General features: G+C 60.2%; 15 protein-coding genes. 2 read left to right on the top strand and 13 right to left on the bottom strand.

The window, feature by feature from the left end; translation table 11 throughout:
- Positions 1–12: 12 nt before the first annotated feature.
- The 5 genes from ACMUJL_RS05730 to ACMUJL_RS05710 are packed head-to-tail and all read right to left on the bottom strand — an operon-like array spanning position 13 to position 2,597.
- Positions 13–684, bottom strand: a complete 672-nt coding sequence (locus ACMUJL_RS05730) for a hypothetical protein (RefSeq protein ID WP_375569780.1) — start codon at positions 682–684, stop codon at positions 13–15.
- Positions 681–1,691 (bottom strand): helix-turn-helix domain-containing protein, encoded by a 1,011-nt coding sequence (locus ACMUJL_RS05725; protein WP_375569782.1) that lies wholly within the window; start codon positions 1,689–1,691, stop codon positions 681–683. Before ACMUJL_RS05725 ends, ACMUJL_RS05730 begins: the two co-directional genes overlap by 4 nt.
- Positions 1,688–2,083, bottom strand: a complete 396-nt coding sequence (locus tag ACMUJL_RS05720; protein ID WP_375569784.1) for a VRR-NUC domain-containing protein — start codon at positions 2,081–2,083, stop codon at positions 1,688–1,690. The genes ACMUJL_RS05725 and ACMUJL_RS05720 overlap by 4 nt, the downstream gene beginning before the upstream one ends.
- Positions 2,080–2,343 (bottom strand): hypothetical protein, encoded by a 264-nt coding sequence (locus ACMUJL_RS05715; protein WP_375569786.1) that lies wholly within the window; start codon positions 2,341–2,343, stop codon positions 2,080–2,082. The genes ACMUJL_RS05720 and ACMUJL_RS05715 overlap by 4 nt, the downstream gene beginning before the upstream one ends.
- Positions 2,340–2,597, bottom strand: coding sequence for a helix-turn-helix domain-containing protein (locus tag ACMUJL_RS05710; RefSeq protein ID WP_375569788.1), 258 nt, complete (start codon positions 2,595–2,597; stop codon positions 2,340–2,342). The genes ACMUJL_RS05715 and ACMUJL_RS05710 overlap by 4 nt, the downstream gene beginning before the upstream one ends.
- Before the next feature lie 548 nt (positions 2,598–3,145).
- Here ACMUJL_RS05710 and ACMUJL_RS05705 point away from each other — a divergent pair.
- Entirely contained in the window at positions 3,146–4,465 is a 1,320-nt protein-coding gene (locus ACMUJL_RS05705; RefSeq protein WP_375569790.1) for a tyrosine-type recombinase/integrase, read from the top strand.
- On the opposite strand, the gene ACMUJL_RS05700 is transcribed toward ACMUJL_RS05705, so the two are convergent.
- A complete protein-coding gene (locus ACMUJL_RS05700) occupies positions 4,446–5,057 on the bottom strand; it encodes a hypothetical protein (protein WP_375569792.1) in 612 nt (203 codons plus the stop codon). The genes ACMUJL_RS05705 and ACMUJL_RS05700 overlap by 20 nt on opposite strands.
- Positions 5,058–5,552: 495 nt before the next feature.
- Complete coding sequence (locus tag ACMUJL_RS05695; RefSeq protein ID WP_416914178.1) at positions 5,553–5,807, bottom strand: hypothetical protein; 255 nt, start codon at positions 5,805–5,807, stop codon at positions 5,553–5,555.
- 63 nt (positions 5,808–5,870) lie between these two features.
- On the opposite strand from ACMUJL_RS05695, the gene ACMUJL_RS05690 reads away from it, so the two are divergent.
- A complete protein-coding gene (locus ACMUJL_RS05690) occupies positions 5,871–6,863 on the top strand; it encodes a helix-turn-helix transcriptional regulator (protein WP_375569796.1) in 993 nt (330 codons plus the stop codon).
- A gap of 67 nt (positions 6,864–6,930) precedes the next feature.
- Here the strand turns inward: ACMUJL_RS05690 and ACMUJL_RS05685 are convergent, their stop codons facing one another.
- From ACMUJL_RS05685 to ACMUJL_RS05660, 6 genes are all read right to left on the bottom strand, one after another.
- A complete protein-coding gene (locus ACMUJL_RS05685) occupies positions 6,931–9,402 on the bottom strand; it encodes an ATP-binding protein (RefSeq protein ID WP_375569798.1) in 2,472 nt (823 codons plus the stop codon).
- Positions 9,403–9,753: 351 nt separating this feature from the next.
- Positions 9,754–11,394, bottom strand: a complete 1,641-nt coding sequence (locus ACMUJL_RS05680; RefSeq protein ID WP_375569800.1) for a recombinase family protein — start codon at positions 11,392–11,394, stop codon at positions 9,754–9,756.
- 328 nt (positions 11,395–11,722) lie between these two features.
- Positions 11,723–12,772 (bottom strand): tyrosine-type recombinase/integrase, encoded by a 1,050-nt coding sequence (locus ACMUJL_RS05675; RefSeq protein ID WP_375569802.1) that lies wholly within the window; start codon positions 12,770–12,772, stop codon positions 11,723–11,725.
- Complete coding sequence (locus tag ACMUJL_RS05670; RefSeq protein WP_416914177.1) at positions 12,772–14,466, bottom strand: tyrosine-type recombinase/integrase; 1,695 nt, start codon at positions 14,464–14,466, stop codon at positions 12,772–12,774. Before ACMUJL_RS05670 ends, ACMUJL_RS05675 begins: the two co-directional genes overlap by 1 nt.
- 177 nt (positions 14,467–14,643) lie before the next feature.
- On the bottom strand, positions 14,644–14,853 hold the full coding sequence (locus tag ACMUJL_RS05665; RefSeq protein WP_375569806.1) for a helix-turn-helix domain-containing protein: 210 nt from the start codon (positions 14,851–14,853) through the stop codon (positions 14,644–14,646).
- A gap of 247 nt (positions 14,854–15,100) precedes the next feature.
- Positions 15,101–15,823, bottom strand: a complete 723-nt coding sequence (locus tag ACMUJL_RS05660) for a hypothetical protein (protein WP_375569810.1) — start codon at positions 15,821–15,823, stop codon at positions 15,101–15,103.
- Positions 15,824–16,046 lie beyond the last annotated feature (223 nt).

The following is a 16,046-nucleotide window of genomic DNA, read 5'->3' as shown; positions in this document are numbered from 1 at the left end:
GGAAGCCGCCCTTCACGTTTCCCAAGGTGTTCGACTTGGCATCACATCCTTAATCTCAATCTCCCGCAACAAGTTGCCGGCCTGCAAGCCCTCGCATACCCAGCCCAGCGCCCTGGACCAATCTATATATGCTTGTCGCGCCGCATCGATCTGCTGCGGATGTGGCGAGAACGTCACCGGGCACGCGAGCACCTCTACTATCCGCCACTTCCCGCGCGACAAGACGCGCACTGTCCCGACCACATTGGTGGCAGCTCGCTCCCCATGCTGGTTGCGCTTCACCTCCACCGGCACACAACGCGGTACTGCCCCTGGCATCCAGTCCGGCGTCAACCCCGCGCGGGCGAGCTCGGCCACGCGGATCGCCATGCGCTTACCGCCATGGCTGTCCGGCATTCCGGCGACAGTCGCGGCGATAACCTCGGCATCCTCGTGTGTGTGGCTGCCGATCTTGTACTGGCCACCATCAACCTTGCAGCCGAGGACGGCGCGTTGCAGCAGGACGTATTCGAGGCCAAAGCCAAACCCGTGTCCGCGCTCGGGATCGGGCGGCTCGGGCAACTCGAGTTGGGCATGCTCAACGCGGAAGGCCCATTCCAGCGCCTGCTGAACCGACATGGACCGCTTCGGGCGGCCAGAACGGGCGTGCCCGGTTTGCGCATGCAGTTTGCGATCATGTTTCATCGGATGCCCCGCTCACGGAGGCGCTCCGCTGTCACAAGCCCACGGGCAAGCATCGCGTCGCGCATGGAGTTCGAGATCGCGCTGACGGGCACATAGCGATCAGAGTTCACCATCTCGGCGTAGAAGACCGGCAGATCGGCGATGGGGCGGGCTTCTTGTGCCGTTGCCGCCTTCGGCTTGCGCCGTTTGCGTGACGCCTTGTCAGCCTTGCGCTGGGCAGCGCGCTGCATGACCCGATCCAGCGCCTTGGGCCCATCAGGCGGCTCGGGATGGTCACGCCGCGATGCCTTCGCTGACCCGATGATCTCGGCCTCAGTCAGCCCCAGGGCTGTTTGCCAGCGCCGGGCGTGCTCACGAGGCGGCCAGCCCTGCCACCAGCCAGGAAGGGGGCCATCAGGGTCGAAGCCTAGCGCCGCAATCAGGCTTTCAAAAAAATCATCAAAAGCATCCTTGCGCGCTAGCGCGTCCTCCTCCTCCTTTACTGGTTTACTTAAAGGTTCTCTTACAAGGTTAGTGTCCGGATTCCGGACACGGCTTGGGCCGTTTTCCGGACACGGGTCAGCCGGGAAATCGGACACGGGTCGCCCATCATACCCGTGTCCGGAATTCAGACACGGCTCAACTATATCGGCTGTGCCGCTGTCGAATGGTTCAATATCTGCCGCGATGGCGGCATCGTCCTTTCGTCCGTGTCCGGTTTTCGAACTCGGGTCTGGCTCATGCGGTGTAAAGCCCGGCTCGAACCCCAGAATGTAGCGGGTTGGCATCTGGCGTTTGGTAGCGGGATGAACGTGCGGGACGCGGCGGAGTAGCCCTGCCGCCTCAAGCTGGCCGAGATGTTCATTCAGCGTCGATCGGCTGATCTCGCAGTCATGCGCCAGCCGCTCTTGCGAGGGAAAGCAACCAAAGTCCGGGTTGAACCGGTCACAGAGATGCCAGAGTACGATCTTGGTCGTGGGCTTCAGCCCACGCTGCTGGATCGCCCAATTTGTGGCAGCATGGCTCATGGCGCGACCCTCCCAGTTGGAGAAGTGACGCGTGTCGTAAATCCATGATCGGCCAGCGCGCCCAGCGCATCGTCGAGGGAGCGCACCAGTGCCCAGCCAAAGCCCTGAGCGGTGACCTCATCACGAAACGCCTCCTGCGCTGTGCTGAGCCGCCCCTTGAGGGATTTCAGCTCGAGGAAGAGCACGCGGCCGTCACAGAGAATGATCAGATCGGCAAAGCCGGGATGAACACCCATGCCGACCAGGATGGCCTGCCGCTTGGCCCCACGCGGCCCTGCCTCGGTGACCTCATTGGCACAGTGATGGATGATCGCGCCCTTGGGGAGGGCGAAGCGCAGCGCGGTCACAACAGCGCGCTGTAAATCCGCCTCGGGTGTGCCGCGCCGCTTCATCGGCCGCCCTCCCGGTCTGGTGCTGGCAGTCGCCCTGGCGTCTTGGCATCAAGGACGACCAGGAGGATGCGCGCATCCTGGCGTTCTTCCGGTGTCTCGCCATGCTGGACCAGCACATTGCAAGCGAGGCGGACCAGATAATCGGAATGGTGCGCCACATCGGCGACCACCATGCGCGCCTCGCGCCGCCGCTCTTCGATCCAGTCCTGGCGGGCGCGATCCCGGGCGCTGGGCTTGCGGAAGGGCAGGGGAATGCTCATCGACGTCCCCCATAGCGCTTGCGACGCGACACAGTGGTTTCCTGCTCCTCGAGCCATTCCAGCACCGTGGCGCGGCGATAGAAAACCTTGCGACCAGCGCGAACACAGGGTGGGCCGGACCGCAGAACGTCCCAGCGGCGCAGGGTGTCCTCGGACACGCCTAGTTGCAGCGCCAGTTCGCTCCTGCTGATCCAGCCGCCAAGCAAGCCACCAGGCGGACTTGCAAGGATTTCGGTGTTCTCGTGCGATTGCATGATGTCCCTCCAATTTGACGACCCGTTGCGGGCCATTTCCGAGGGCTACTCAGACACAGGCATGAGGGTGGAAGGGAGGAACGGGGTGGAATGGAAACCTAAAACTCGTTCCACCCCCATATTTTATTGAAGATTTCGCACGCTGTGGGCCGTCCCCAGCTTGAGCGTCAAACGCACCGTCCCTCTGTTTCAGGCCGGTTTTGCGGCGCTGGGCGGCAGATCACCGGATTTCTCAGTATTCGCGTGTAAATCAGGGGTGGAACCCCGCAAAACTCGTTCCACCCCCAAGTTTTATTGAGGATTCGCAGCAGCTATCGCCGAGCAGGGCAGGGAGGGGCGCTAAATCGGACCGTTCCGGTGCATCATAGCTTGCTATGCCGCGACCACGGCGCGCACCGCAGGGGCGCCATCGTCAATAAAATATTGGGGTGGAAGCGGTCTGTCTCCATGATGCCACCCCGTTCCACCCTTCCACCCCGAGCGCCATGCTCTGCTTGATGACGCTCTGGATCTACGCCTGATGACAGGTCCAGGAGAAAGGATTGTGCATGGCGAACAGACAAAAGCTGACCGAGAAGGTCCTACGAGAGGCCATTCCCGCTGAAGGGAGAGACTACCAGATATTCGACACGGACGTGCGCGGGTTTGCAGCCTGCATCTATCGGGGGGGCGGTCGTGCGTTCACGCTCGACTATCGCTACGCAGGGCGGCAGCGGCGCATGACCTTCGGGCGCTGGCCCGAGTGGAGCGTCACAGCTGCGCGGGAACGGGCCAAAGAACTGAGGCGCGAGATCGACGCAGGCGGTGATCCGCTGGCCATGCGAGGCGCACTCCGGGAGGCGCCGCGCATGACTGATTTGATCGCGCGTTACGTGGAGGTGCATTTGCCGCATTTGGCGCCCCTGGGGGCAGCCGATCAGCGCTCCATGATGGAAAAGTTCATCGCCCCGGCCTGGGGCAACATGCTGGTGACCGAGGTTTCGGCCTATGATGTCGAGTTGCTCCTGACTAAGATTGCCGAAGGGCGCGCGCGCCCGTCCAAGCAGAAGCCGAACAACCGCGCCCGTAAACTGCAGGGTGCCAAGCCCACGCCGGTTCGCGCAAACCGCGTTGGTGAGGTGATCCGCAAGATGTTTGCTTATGCGATCAAATGGGGCTGGCGCGAGGACAACCCCGCCATGGGGTTCCGTCGCCGTATGGAGACACCCCGCGAGCGCTACCTCTCGCAAGAGGAAATCTCACGCCTCGCCACGGCGCTCGATGCGGCGCAAGACCACCGCGCCGCGGGGATCATCCGCCTTTGCATGCTGACAGGCGCACGCGTGGGTGAGGTACGCCGAGCGCGCTTTGAGGATTTCAACCTTGAGCATCTGAGCTGGACCAAGCCTGCCAGCACGACCAAGCAGCGTCGGGTGCACCGCGTGCCGATCTCTGATGAAGCCGCCGCCATCGTCCGTCAGCGGCGTATCGCTGTCGTCAAAGGATCGCCATGGCTTTTCCCGGGCGATGTGCCGGGTCAGCCTGTGCAGGAAATCCGCCGGTTCTGGGCGCGCATCCAGAAGGAGATCGGGATCGAAGACGTGCGGATCCATGACCTGCGTCACACCTTCGCATCGCTGCTGGTCAGCGGGGGCGCGTCGCTGGAGATGATCGGCAAGTTGCTGGGCCACAGCCAGATGCAGACGACACAGCGCTATGCGCATTTGATGGACTCGCCCCTGCGCGCCGGGGTGGGAGCCGTGGCCAGCGCATTCAAGCCAAAGCCGCGCCTCGTGCATAACGTCCAGCAGGAGCAAACGCATGCTGGTCCAAAGCCTGCCGACGCGTCTCATCCTGATGCTGATTTACTCAACGCTTCGGGTGCTTGAACTTCAGAGCTTTCAGAATCGGTGCCAGCCGCAAGCGGATAGACTTTTCGTCGGGGAAGGTTCCATCCTCTGACCGCATCGAAAACCAATCCTGCAGTTCCCGGATCCACTCGCCTTGCGACTTTGGCAGCCCTTCCTCGAAGACGCGGCGGGTGATTTCGACATTCATGCCTGCCCAGTCGTAGTCGCCCTCACCGCTCAGACCAGCACCTGCAGCTACGCGTCCGAACAGGTTATTGGCCGCCTCGAACTTGTGGACATCCTGGCCCAAGATCATCATGTCGCCAATCGAGACCAGTACGCCCTCCTCGGGGGCGGTGATATAGAGCCAGTCAGCCTCTTCCAAGCGTTTGACACGCAGAAGACGGGCTTCTTGTGGACCTGTTCCACTGCGTCGGAACATGGGTAACATATCCGTTGGGTCGATAATGACGAGGCCAGCAACCCTTTCTTCACCGCAGTGGACGGGTGGAATGCCCGTGACAACCTTCAGCGTTCCCATTGCGACCCAGCCCGCGATATCGAAAACCGTGCAGCCCCAGCGCGCGGCTGTTTCATGAACGGGGTAGAAGACGCGTTGTGGAAGTCCCATTGGCAGCGATCCTTTCATTTGGGTAGCTGCTTGCCCGAAGACAGTTCGTGCTGAGCAGCATGTTTGCTCTGTGTCGAGGTGAGCGGCGGCACCCACAGGCTTCAGTCCCGCCGCTTCGGCTCGACCGCAAGGCGATGGTAATTTACGGTCAGGGTAAGAATCTCACCCCCCCCTTGGGGAGATGTGTTCAGTTTCACCGCGGAGCCGTTCAACGTGGTTCGTCAATGCACAGAAATTGCTGCTGATCGCTTACATGGCCAAGACGCGATACTGTTGGGGCAGCCTGAGGGACATAGTGAATGAGTTCTTCGTGAACGAGCGCAACCCCATCGCGCAGCGACTTCATCGACAGTGAAGAATTCTCGTTGGGGCAGCTTTTCTTGCATTGTTCTTCAATACTTGCAATTCCCGCAGTCAAGAAGCTGCTCTATTTGAGAAGCGCCGAAACGACCGCTTTGAGTGTTTTCGCATCTTCCTTGGCCTTCGCCAAAATCGTCAGAAAACATCTTCGTTAAATTCCTCTGAAACGCCTTCTGGAAAAAGCTGAATGAGTGCGTCAATCAGATTGCAGAGTGAAGACGCCAGTCCCAGAATTTCAGTCAGATCGGATGGCTTGTTCATTGTTAGGTCCTTTTTGATGGCGGCAGCAGGTTTTGATGCGCCGCGATGTGAAAGTTTTGAAGTTTTGGTCAAAAGAGAAACCGATGGAGCGAAAGACACAGTCGAATGCGCGCAAATCGCGAGTAGCATCTGACTGAAACCATCCTTGCGTGTGCTCCACGTCAAAACCTTACATGGACCTGAATAGCTTCCATGGCCTTCGAGAAGAGTTTCGCCCTCATGCGACTGGCCGAGATGGCTGCGGCACGTCACAAGGGCGTTTGTTTGCTGGATGTGATGGAAGAGTTCGAGGTCAACCAGCGGACTGCGCAGCGCATGGTAAGGGGGCTGGAATTGATTTTCCCCAGCGTAATCACTTCAACGGATGATGATCGACGACGCTGGTGGAAACTCAAGGATCCGACCTTTCTGCGGCATCAGGGCATTCGAGACAGCGAACTCCTGGCATTGGATATGAGTATCCGACGAGCCAGACGAGAAGGTGCCGAACTGGACGTTAAAGCATTGGCATCCCTGCGTGACAGGCTCCTTGCAAGTCTCCCGTCGTCGCAAGCGCGACGCGCAGAGGTCGATGCTGGCGCAATGTTGGAAGCCCAAGGATTTGCATGTCGCCCGGGTCCGAGAAGTAAGGTCGCTCCGAATGTTCTTGGCGCAATAGCCGAGGCTATCAAAGCGCCTTTTTGTCTGGACATAATATATCAGAGCGCCAAGGATCCTGAGCCAAAGAGTAGGCATGTTGAACCCTACGGAGTGTTGCTCGGAGTAAGGCAATATCTTGTTGCCCGGGATATTGCGAATAAACGTGCCTTCAGACGCTATCGGATAGATCGAGTTACAAGTGCCAAGATTATCGGATCATCCTTTGTGCGAGATCCGGACTTTGATCTTGATGCCTTTGCCATAAAGGCATTTGGCTCATTTCATTCCAAGGCAGAGTTTGGGCCTGTTGTTTGGCGGTTTGCGCCCAGCGCCGCGGCAACTGCCAAGGAATTTGAATTTCATCCAACACAGAAAATGGTGGATGAGCCCGATGGCAGCCTGCTCGTGCAATTCACGGCCAGCGGCTGGGTCGAGATGGCTTGGCATTTGATGTCTTGGGGGAATGCTGTCGAGGTGCTGGAACCACCAGAATTAATTGCCATCCTGGAACAGGTTAGGCGCAGCACGGTTGATGTGCTGCCGTGATTTTTAGACTGATTTATCCAAAGCGTGTCAAACCTTGCGCATGGCCAGCGTCGGATCACTGATTGGCCTACTTGGCCTCAACGTCCGAACGCATCTCCTGTATGGTGGCATCTAAACATGCGTCTATGTTACGCGCCAAGAGTCTCATGGCTGCTAACTCGGCGTCGGGGGCAACATCCTCGACTTGCCTTAGCTGCTGAGCAAGACTGCTTGCTCCCATGACGAGGCAGAGACCCTGACAGCGATGAGCGAGCGCGCTGACCTGTTCACGGTCCGCTTTCTCCATCGCGGCTTTGAGTGAGATCAGGTCCTCCCTCATCGCCATCTCAAAATCGTCAACCATGGCTGGTGCTGCCGATGCCCCCATCGTTTCTGCGGCGTCAAGAAACGTTTTTCTGTCGAGCAGTGTCACATCCACACCTTCTACCGTCTGACTATTATGCCGGGTAGAGCGCCCGCCGTTGCCGTGCCTCGCCCGGAAAGCTGCCGCCAGTGCTGCCACCTGAACCGGCTTGGTAAAAACTGCGTCTGCTCCCACGGCGCGCGCCTCTGCTGCCTGTGGGCCCGAGATGTGCGACGTAAGCACGAAGATTGGATAGTCCCGGTCCGGCGTGATCTCGCCCAGTCGCCGGATCAGGCCCGCCCCATCAAGCTGGGGCATCTGAAGGTCGATTAGCAGTAGATCCGGTGTCATCGTAGCAAGCTGGCTGAGAGCGTCCTCTCCATCCACCGCAGATGTGACCTTCGCACCGGCCTCTTCGAGCCGCCGCGCCGTCACCTTGCGGATGACCGGCTCATCCTCAGCGTAGAGGATGACAACGTCGGCCAGCGGTTTTGCCGCATCCGCGACATCCCCGCCAGTCGCCACCGGTAGGGTCAGGTGAAAGCCGAAGTTAGAACCTTCACCCGCTGCGCTTTCGACTTCCAAGACTGCGCCCATGCTGTGAAGGATGCGCTGAACAATGGCTAGCCCGAGCCCTACACCCTGCTCTCGCCGCTCCGCTTCCCGCTCGAGGCGGCCAAACTCGCGAAGGATCCGGGGTATCTGATCTGGCTTGAGACCGATCCCAGAGTCAACGACCGAGAGCGCGAGCGTGACCTGTCCCTTTTGCGCATGCATCTGGCGGAACCGTAGCGTCACAAACCCCTTTTCTGTGTATTTAACTGCGTTTGTCAGCAAGTTTGACAGGACTTGCTGAAGACGCAGCCGATCCACCTCGACCGCAACTGGAAGATCTGGGTCTAGCTCGAGGCGCAGTTCAAGTCCCTTCCTCTCCGCCAATCCACGGGTTTGATCATAAAGCGATGAGGCGAGTTGGCGTAGGTCCACCGGCGACGGGTGAAGGTTCAGCTTCCCGGACCCCAGGAAGGAGAGCTCGAGGATGTCGTCGACGAACTGAAGCAGCGCCTCAGCAGAGCCGCGCGCAGCGCTTATCTGATCGACCGCCTCCCCGCGATCCTCTGCTATCATCTCGAGTGAGCCGATCAGGCTCACAAGCGGGCTGCGAATGTCGTGGGCCATTGCCGCGAGCAAGCGCGACTTCTCCCGGTTTTGTCGCTCTGACTCTGCGCCTGCTTGCCTTGCCTCCTGCACCCGGCGCGCTGCTTTATCTTGGTTCGTGATCACCCAAAGGAGTAGGCCGGACAACATTAGGCCGAGCAGGATGACTGCAGAAGGGATGGAGGCAAGTGTCCAAGACCGCGCGCCGATCGGACTCGGTTGAAAGGCGCCAGCCATCCAGCCGGGTGCTGTACTCAGCGGGTGATAGCCTGCGTCCCAAGTCCCCCCAAGTATTTCTGGCCCCGGCACTCCGAGAGATGCACCGGATGCGCCCTTCTCCATAAGGCCGATGATCCATTCCGGGGCGTCGGCAAACATCATCCTGTCTATGCCAACGCTTCGGGCTACAACCCGACGGGACGGGTCGATCAGGCCGAAGATCGGCCCCCGATCCGCTGCGATCCCGGCCAGCTGATCGGATAGGGTCCGTGCCGGCAGGCTGACGTAAAGCATCACGGAGCGGCTGTCGGCCAAGCGAAGGTATTGCCCTGCGCTGATGATCCCGTTCGGGTAGATAATCCCAGTGAAAACGTCTGCGATGCCAGGCTCGCCGGAAGCCTTGCTGCTGGCCTCAAGGGCAAGCAGCGTGGCGTGCTCGTTCTTGCGTGGGTAGCTGGGTAAAACAGCGGGCGCGTCGACCCGGGTGTTCAAAATCTGTCGGTGCGTCTCCCCTGTCTCGACGATCACGACCCAAGCCCCGATCTGGGATGCGTAGCGGCCGCAGTTCTCTGCGACGCTGTCCAGGTCGACCCGTTCGATTAGCGCAGGTGCACTTGCGCAGAATGTTGTGATTTCCAGAAGCTGCCCCAAACGCAGATCTAGGCTCGCCGCGGCGAGCCGCGCATGATCCGCGACATGCTTCAACCGTTCACTCTCGTCCTGACGTATTCCGATAAGGAAAGCGATGGCTATTAGCGCAACTGCCGGGACCAGAGCGGCGGCATAGCGAAAAAGCATCAGGCGGGCCGTCTTTGACATACCAAGTGCCCTCTCGGCTGGATGGATATGATTGTTTCATTTTCGGCCCGACAGGCACAGATTTCGATGATCTATGTCAACTGTTGCTTGCTCCGTTCTCGAAAGAACTGGCCGCTTAGATGAACTCGTCCCACCGACGAATAGGGTGATCAATTTTGGTGCCGATGCTCGTCAGGCTACATCAACGCCACATCAACGCCACATCAACCCGCGAATGCATGTTTCGCGCTGGGTTTGCGTGTGAATGCTGGCGGAGACGACCGAATGCGGGGTCACAAATTCCGCGATTTCAAAGGCTTGTGGTCTAAGCGGTTGAATTTCATAAGCTATTGAAATTGCTTATATATGGGCTCATAACCTGAAGGTCGTAGGTTCAAATCCTACTCCCGCAACCACTTCCACCCAACCAACACGCAAAATGGCATCAGCCCCAGGCTGGGCCAGCCCCACAAGGGCCGTGATCGCACCTGCAAGGTCGATCCGGACGCCGTCTGACGTCTCGTGCACCGTCACGGACTGGATCAGACCGCGCATGGTCTCCAGCGCCATCGGCCGGATCTCCGGATCGGCCAAAGTCTTGGACAACTCCTCCACCTTCCGACGATAGATCTCGCTCAAATGCGGGTGCAGCCGCACCGGCGACGGTGCAGGGGCAGCCAGTTTGGCGTCGATCCCAGCCAGCCGCGCTTCCATCTCTTCCAGCTTGGTCTTCAGGCCCGCTGTGCGCAGCCCGTCTGCAATGGCCTCATAGAGCCCGTCCAGGCGACGGGTCACTTGGGCGCGTTCTGCTTCAAGACGAGCCCGTACAGCGCTTTCCTCGGCGCGTCCTGCGTTCATCTCGCGACTGACCGACTGGATAAAGGCTGCGACAGCTTCGGGGCGCATCAGCCGTTCGCGTAGAAGGGTCAACACTACCCCTTCCAGATCGCCACGTTTGAAAGACCGGTTCTGTGTGCAGGTGCCCTGCTTGCGGGCGGCGGAACAGGCGAGGTAGTCCTTGCCGACGGATGCGAAACCGCCCCCACAACAGCCGCAACGCAGAAGCCCGGTCAGCAGATGCTTTGACCGCGTCTTCTCCCAGAACCGTGTCTCTCTGATCGCCTGCACGCGTGGCGTGGCGTCGATCTCCCCCTGCCGCTGCTTGACGCGGTCCCACAGCGCGTCATCGACGATCCGCATCTCGGGCACATCCGTGATGATCCATTTGTCCTTTGGATTGAGGCGGGACACGCGCTTCCCCGTCTCGGGATCCTTGATGTAGCGCAGCCGGTTCCAGATCAGCCGCCCGATGTAGAGCTCGTTGTTCAGCAGTCCCGTGCCGCGGATACGATGGCCCCGGATCGCTGTATCGTGCCACGTCTTGCCGCCGGGGCCGGGGATCTGCTCCGCGTTCAGTTTTTTAGCGATCGCCTTGGGCGAGAGCCCGTCGCTGAACTCCCGGAAGATGCGGCGGATCAGGGCCGCCTCGTCCTCGTTAATGGTGCGCTCGCCGGTGACCGGCTGTCCGTCTTCGTCAAGCCGGCGCACGACGTCATAGCCGTAGCTGTTGCCGCCACCGGAGCGCCCCTGTTCCACACGTCCGCGTAGCCCGCGATGGGTTTTGGCCGCGAGGTCCTTGAGGAAGAGCTGGTTCATCGTGCCTTTGAGCCCGACATGTAGCTCGCTGATCTCGCCCTCCGACAGGGTCACGATCCGCACCCCCTGAAAACTCAACCGCTTGTAGAGCGTCGCCACATCCGCCTGATCGCGGCTGAGCCGGTCCAGTGCTTCGGCAACGATGATGTCGAAATGGCCCCGGCTCGCCTCCCGCATCAGGCGCTGCACGCCCGGACGCTGCATGCTGGCGCCAGAAATCGCCATGTCCGTGAAAATCTCCGTGACCGTCCAGCCCTCGCGTTCCGCCCGCTCGCGGCAGATGCGCAGCTGGTCCTCGACGGAGGCTTCGCTCTGCAACGCGGAGGAAAACCGCGCGTAGATGGCTGCTCTGGTCATGGTCAAACTCCCCTGAGGCGCTGCACGAGTGTTGCATAGTCACGTCCCGCATCGATGGTCTGGGCATGAATGTAATGCCGCTCCGCCGTTCGGGATCCCGAATGTGCCAGAACCGGGCCGATCAGTCGCGCACTTTCTGGAGAGATGCGAGCAAGGGTCGTGGCGGCGGCGTTGCGTTGAAGGCGTGCAGCACCATTGCTGAGGAGGAGTTGCCGTCGCGCTGCACCGTCGCACATGCCAGCGGGAAATATCCGCAAGCCCAGCTGTCGTTCACTGGCTTGAACAGAACTTGAGGCGTGCATCCAAGACGAGTGGATCGGCGTTCTGCTCACTCTTCGGATACCTTTCCATGCTTGAGCGCTTCTAGCGCCGCTGCCAATCCCCGGCCGGCCGCAATCGTATCCGCTTGGATATAATGCGCTTCCGCGATCCGCGTGGTTGTGTGGCCGAGGATCGGTTTGATCATGCGCGCCGATTCTGGGGACGCTCGCGAAAGCGTTGTTGCTGCGGCGTCCCGAAACAGGTGCGGCGTGACGCCGACCTTCAGCAGAGACGAGGTCCGGTTCTTGATGGCCCGCGTGAACTGGTTGACGGTGAGCGGCATCCCATTGCGCCCAAGCCAAACGGCGGTCTGAGCGCCGGAACCGCGGGCAGACAGGACGGGCCGCGCGTTGGTCAAATACAGGGCCAGCTTCTCGGACACCATATCTGGAACGATCGCCTCCCAGGATTGGCCGTTCTTGGTCATCGCGCCATCAAGGCAGATAGTCATTTGCGCGCCTTCCACGCGCAGCGATGTGCCAAGCGCCAGTTCTGACAATGCGCGGCGCCGCATGGGCATCAGCGCGAGCAGGCAGATCATCGCGCCATCACGCAGGCGCACGGCTTGATCGGGATGGGTGATCGGACCGTCATTGTCGCGCACAAGCTGCGCACCGGCGTCGAACAGAATATCGCTAGCGAGGACGCGACCGATTTTGCGCGGCGAACCATGGTGCTGCACCTTGCGGTGCAGGCCTGCCAGGATCGCCTGATGCCCGCTCCAAGACCGCTCTGGCGCGATTGACCGACACAGGCGGACCACGGCGCCGACATGCCCCAGCCGCGTGGCCGGTGCCAAGCTGTCCATGGCGGCAAGCCAGTACTGCAGGCGCTCAGCTGTTGCGCGTTCGCAGGGAGGGAACGCCAGCGCTTCGGGCTGCGCCTCGCTGACCCAGCCCAGCCATCGGCCGTACTGGTTCTGCATGAGCTCGCGGGACAGTGGGCGCCAATGGCCCAGAGGACCGTGATCATCAAGCAGCCCGCCTTGCGCGAACAGGGCATCGAAAGCATGCCGGTCAGCGGCCGGCCAATACTGCAGCGGCAGGGTGTTGGACATCACGCGCCCTCCCGCAGCGTATCGACCACTTTGGCGAAGGCCTGTGTCGCACTGATCGTCTCCAGACCGGAATAGACGCTGATCGTGCGGCTGACCGACGAGTGCCCCAGCATCTGACGCGCGACCTCGTAGCCGCCCGGGTTGGCATCAAGGTAGATCATCACGGCTAGGTGTCGGAACAGATGTGCATTCATCTCGATGCCGATCTCGGAGCGCACACGGTGCTTGATCCGCGCGGAGAGGCAGGGCGCAGACACGGGTCCCTCCTTGAACTTGGCCGGGAACAGAAAACGGTTATTGGCTGCGCAAAGGGTCGGGGCGCGTGCGGCGAGATAGGTATCGATCATCGTCACGAGATGTGCGGGAAGTTCAAACTCAAGCGGGCGCTTGTTCTTCACCTCATGGGCCGGAAAGACGAGGTAGACCCGCTTTTTGCCCGCGCGCTGCAGATGGCGTGTGAGGTCGATACTGGCGAGGTTGGAAATCCGCAGCGGGCAATAGAGCAGGATCCCGATGGCGATGGCATCCTCCCAGGCGCGCAGGGCCTTTGCGCGATGCAGGCCGAGGGGACGGGACAGGATGTCTTCCGGCAAGCGCAGCAGGCGCCCGAGTACGCCAGGGGCGCGCAGGACACGCAGACGGTACCGGTTCTTGATCGTCATGCCGCCAGAGTCGCGCATCGCCAGCCTTGCCTTGAACAGCGCAAGCGCGCTGCGGATCTCTTGCGACAGTTCCAGATGGGCGGCGGTCGTGAGGAGAAGCCCAGCCGTATCACTGATGGAGACAGATGTCTTGCCGTCGTTCAGCGCGAGCATCCGTCGCAGGCCAGCCTCCACCCTCGCAGGCTGAAGCAAGTCTTCCAGGACGGCGATCTCCTGCACGGGGACGCCCGCGCCAATGACGTGGCTTGCAAAGCGCAGCAGCAGGTATCGATAGCTGGCGGCCGAGGACGCGGCAATCGGGTTGAAGTTCTGCCGGGTTGCGAGCAAATCGGGGCGCATGCGCATGCCAAGATAGCTGTCGATGTCCGCGATCAAGCCCGGTGCATACTCCGACTCTTGCAGCATCACCCGCCTGGCCTCGGAGGGCAGCATCAGGCGCTGGCGCGGCCAGGCCGGAAGACGTTCGACCGCGCGGTTCCAACCCATGAGGGCATCCTTGAATGCGCTCCGCGGCGATTTGCTGATCTCATTGAGTTCGAGGGCCTGCAGGAAGAGCAACGCATGGTCATTGCAGACATCTGTGGGGGCAACACCGATGCGGTTCAGAAAGAATACGAAGCGGGGCAGGGGGCTCAGCAGGCTCTTGTCCTTCGACGCGCGGACGCATTCCCAGAGGGGGCGCCAGTCTGCCGACAACTCATCGGCTTGACGCTGACGCTTCGTGACGATGCCGCAGGCGACCATGGCGCTGCGTGCGTTGCTGACGATGTTCTGCCATGTCTTGGAGCTGACGCGGACAGCGGCCGGTGCAACACGGGCAAGGCGGGGCTGCAACCAGCGCGGATCAGCCGGAACTTGGGCGGGCGTCAGGTGCAGGGCTTCGGCCACCCGGCGCAGGCCCGAGACCAGATCCTTGCGGCGCGCAGACGTGAGGGTGTCGTTGGTCTGCAGCTGATCGATCAGCTCGGCAAAACTGGGCGTGGTCGGCGAAACGAAGATGCCATCGAGCGGGATTTTGTTCAGTGCGGTCATCGGGTAGGGTTCCTTTTGGTCAGTTTGGGACGCGGGTGGACATGCGGGGTCAACAGTTCCCAGTCGGGAGAACACTATACTATGAAGAAACGCGCTTCCGCGGATGGGGTCTTCCCGAAACAGGTCTAAGTCATTGACATGAATGGACATTAGTGGACGCGTGTGCCTGCCAGCGGGTCACCCGCGCGAGGTGGCGCGGTAGGCTGCATGAGCCGCCGGATCGATGCGCAGCAGGCGCCCGCCAGGACCCACACGGATCGCCTCAAGCAGGCCAGCCTTGATGGCGCGGCGGACAGTCTTCTCGGAGCAATTATCCGCTTCCGCCACATCCTTCACCGTCAAAAGGTGGCGGGGCAGGTCAGTCTTCTTGGGGGTGTTCTTCAGCATCGGGCGTCTCCATCAGGTGAGCGTCCGACGCCAACTCCCGCGATACATGCCGCGCAAACAGATCAACAAGCCGCAAAACAGCAGCGTCGATCTGCGCTTCGGCAGACTCAGGGGAAGGGGATATGGCGGGAACGCGGGGCATGGAATCACCATGCGCAGACATCAAAAGAACAATCCAAGTGTCACAGGATGAAAAAAGTTAACCCGCGGACCAGCGATTAAGTCAGATCGTCAAACGCAATGTGGCTCAAGTCTTGATAGTCTCGGAGCCACGATTAAAGGCATCAATCTCGCGCTTGATGGCTTCGCCGTTGTGTCGGGTAGCCGGGTTGGAAAGGCAGAATATCACGTCTCTCACGAACTCAATCAGAGGACCTGTACGCTCCTTAAAAACATCGTCGGTCGTGTAGCTTACAGTGCGTCCAAGATCGAGCCAAAGGTTGAATATCGTCACGCACAGAATGGTGCGCCGCATATCAACTGCTTTATTGGCATTTGGAGTAGCAAGAAACCGTGCCAAATCGTTCCTATGGCAGGCCGCGAAGAACCGATCACATTCTTCAAGTGTCGCAATCGCCGCCTCAAATTCCTCTCGGTAGCAATCAGCCGGATTTGGCATACCTGTATTTGCGAAGGGGTTGGCGAAACTGACGTCTCGTAGGATGTCAGATGCCTTGAGTAGTTTCTCCTGTGAAATTTGGACAAACCTCATGACCTCTGCCAGCTTCTTTTTACCAACTCTTTTGCGTTCTGAAGCAAGCTCGGGTTGCGAAAGAACCATTTCTGTCAAGAAGGTAGTTCTCAATCTGAGAGACAATTGATGAAGTGTCCGTTCAGGGATGTCGTGCTTGGCGGCGAGCCTTTCGATATCAGTGTCGGCCAGAATGCCTTTTTGTGCCTCATCTTCAGCTATGAGCCTCCAACGTACCGTATCGTGTGTGGCTGTTCTTGGCCCTCGGTGTTTAAGCATACGAATCCCCCTAAGCGTTCTACCGTCGCATGGATTTCGCCCGAAGCGTAAGATCTATGGGTCCTGTTCTATATTGCGCACTGCACGGAATTAAGGAAAGTCTGATCAACGGCCTCGGCTGCGCCGATATTGCCGCTTGAGGGCACTATGGGGCCAGACAAGCACCGTTTCCAGTGATTTTGGCGCTGTTTGAGCCGCCTGAGCGGCGTTGATGCCGATTTCC

The sequence above is a fragment of the Seohaeicola sp. genome, from assembly GCF_048006315.1.
Lineage (GTDB): Bacteria > Pseudomonadota > Alphaproteobacteria > Rhodobacterales > Rhodobacteraceae > Seohaeicola.
Note: the sequence above shows the minus strand (reverse complement) of the source record. Positions and strands in the feature narration are given on the sequence as shown.

Coding starts and splice junctions, on each gene's coding strand:
- ACMUJL_RS05670 (WP_416914177.1), bottom strand. CDS start 14,466: ATGACCGCACTGAACAAAATCCCGCTCGATGGCATCTTCGTTTCGCCG.
- ACMUJL_RS05710 (WP_375569788.1), bottom strand. CDS start 2,597: ATGCAATCGCACGAGAACACCGAAATCCTTGCAAGTCCGCCTGGTGGC.
- ACMUJL_RS05665 (WP_375569806.1), bottom strand. CDS start 14,853: ATGCTGAAGAACACCCCCAAGAAGACTGACCTGCCCCGCCACCTTTTG.
- ACMUJL_RS05680 (WP_375569800.1), bottom strand. CDS start 11,394: ATGACCAGAGCAGCCATCTACGCGCGGTTTTCCTCCGCGTTGCAGAGC.
- ACMUJL_RS05715 (WP_375569786.1), bottom strand. CDS start 2,343: ATGAGCATTCCCCTGCCCTTCCGCAAGCCCAGCGCCCGGGATCGCGCC.
- ACMUJL_RS05725 (WP_375569782.1), bottom strand. CDS start 1,691: ATGAGCCATGCTGCCACAAATTGGGCGATCCAGCAGCGTGGGCTGAAG.
- ACMUJL_RS05660 (WP_375569810.1), bottom strand. CDS start 15,823: ATGCTTAAACACCGAGGGCCAAGAACAGCCACACACGATACGGTACGT.
- ACMUJL_RS05705 (WP_375569790.1), top strand. CDS start 3,146: ATGGCGAACAGACAAAAGCTGACCGAGAAGGTCCTACGAGAGGCCATT.
- ACMUJL_RS05730 (WP_375569780.1), bottom strand. CDS start 684: ATGAAACATGATCGCAAACTGCATGCGCAAACCGGGCACGCCCGTTCT.
- ACMUJL_RS05700 (WP_375569792.1), bottom strand. CDS start 5,057: ATGGGACTTCCACAACGCGTCTTCTACCCCGTTCATGAAACAGCCGCG.
- ACMUJL_RS05675 (WP_375569802.1), bottom strand. CDS start 12,772: ATGTCCAACACCCTGCCGCTGCAGTATTGGCCGGCCGCTGACCGGCAT.
- ACMUJL_RS05690 (WP_375569796.1), top strand. CDS start 5,871: ATGGCCTTCGAGAAGAGTTTCGCCCTCATGCGACTGGCCGAGATGGCT.
- ACMUJL_RS05720 (WP_375569784.1), bottom strand. CDS start 2,083: ATGAAGCGGCGCGGCACACCCGAGGCGGATTTACAGCGCGCTGTTGTG.
- ACMUJL_RS05685 (WP_375569798.1), bottom strand. CDS start 9,402: ATGTCAAAGACGGCCCGCCTGATGCTTTTTCGCTATGCCGCCGCTCTG.
- ACMUJL_RS05695 (WP_416914178.1), bottom strand. CDS start 5,807: ATGCTACTCGCGATTTGCGCGCATTCGACTGTGTCTTTCGCTCCATCG.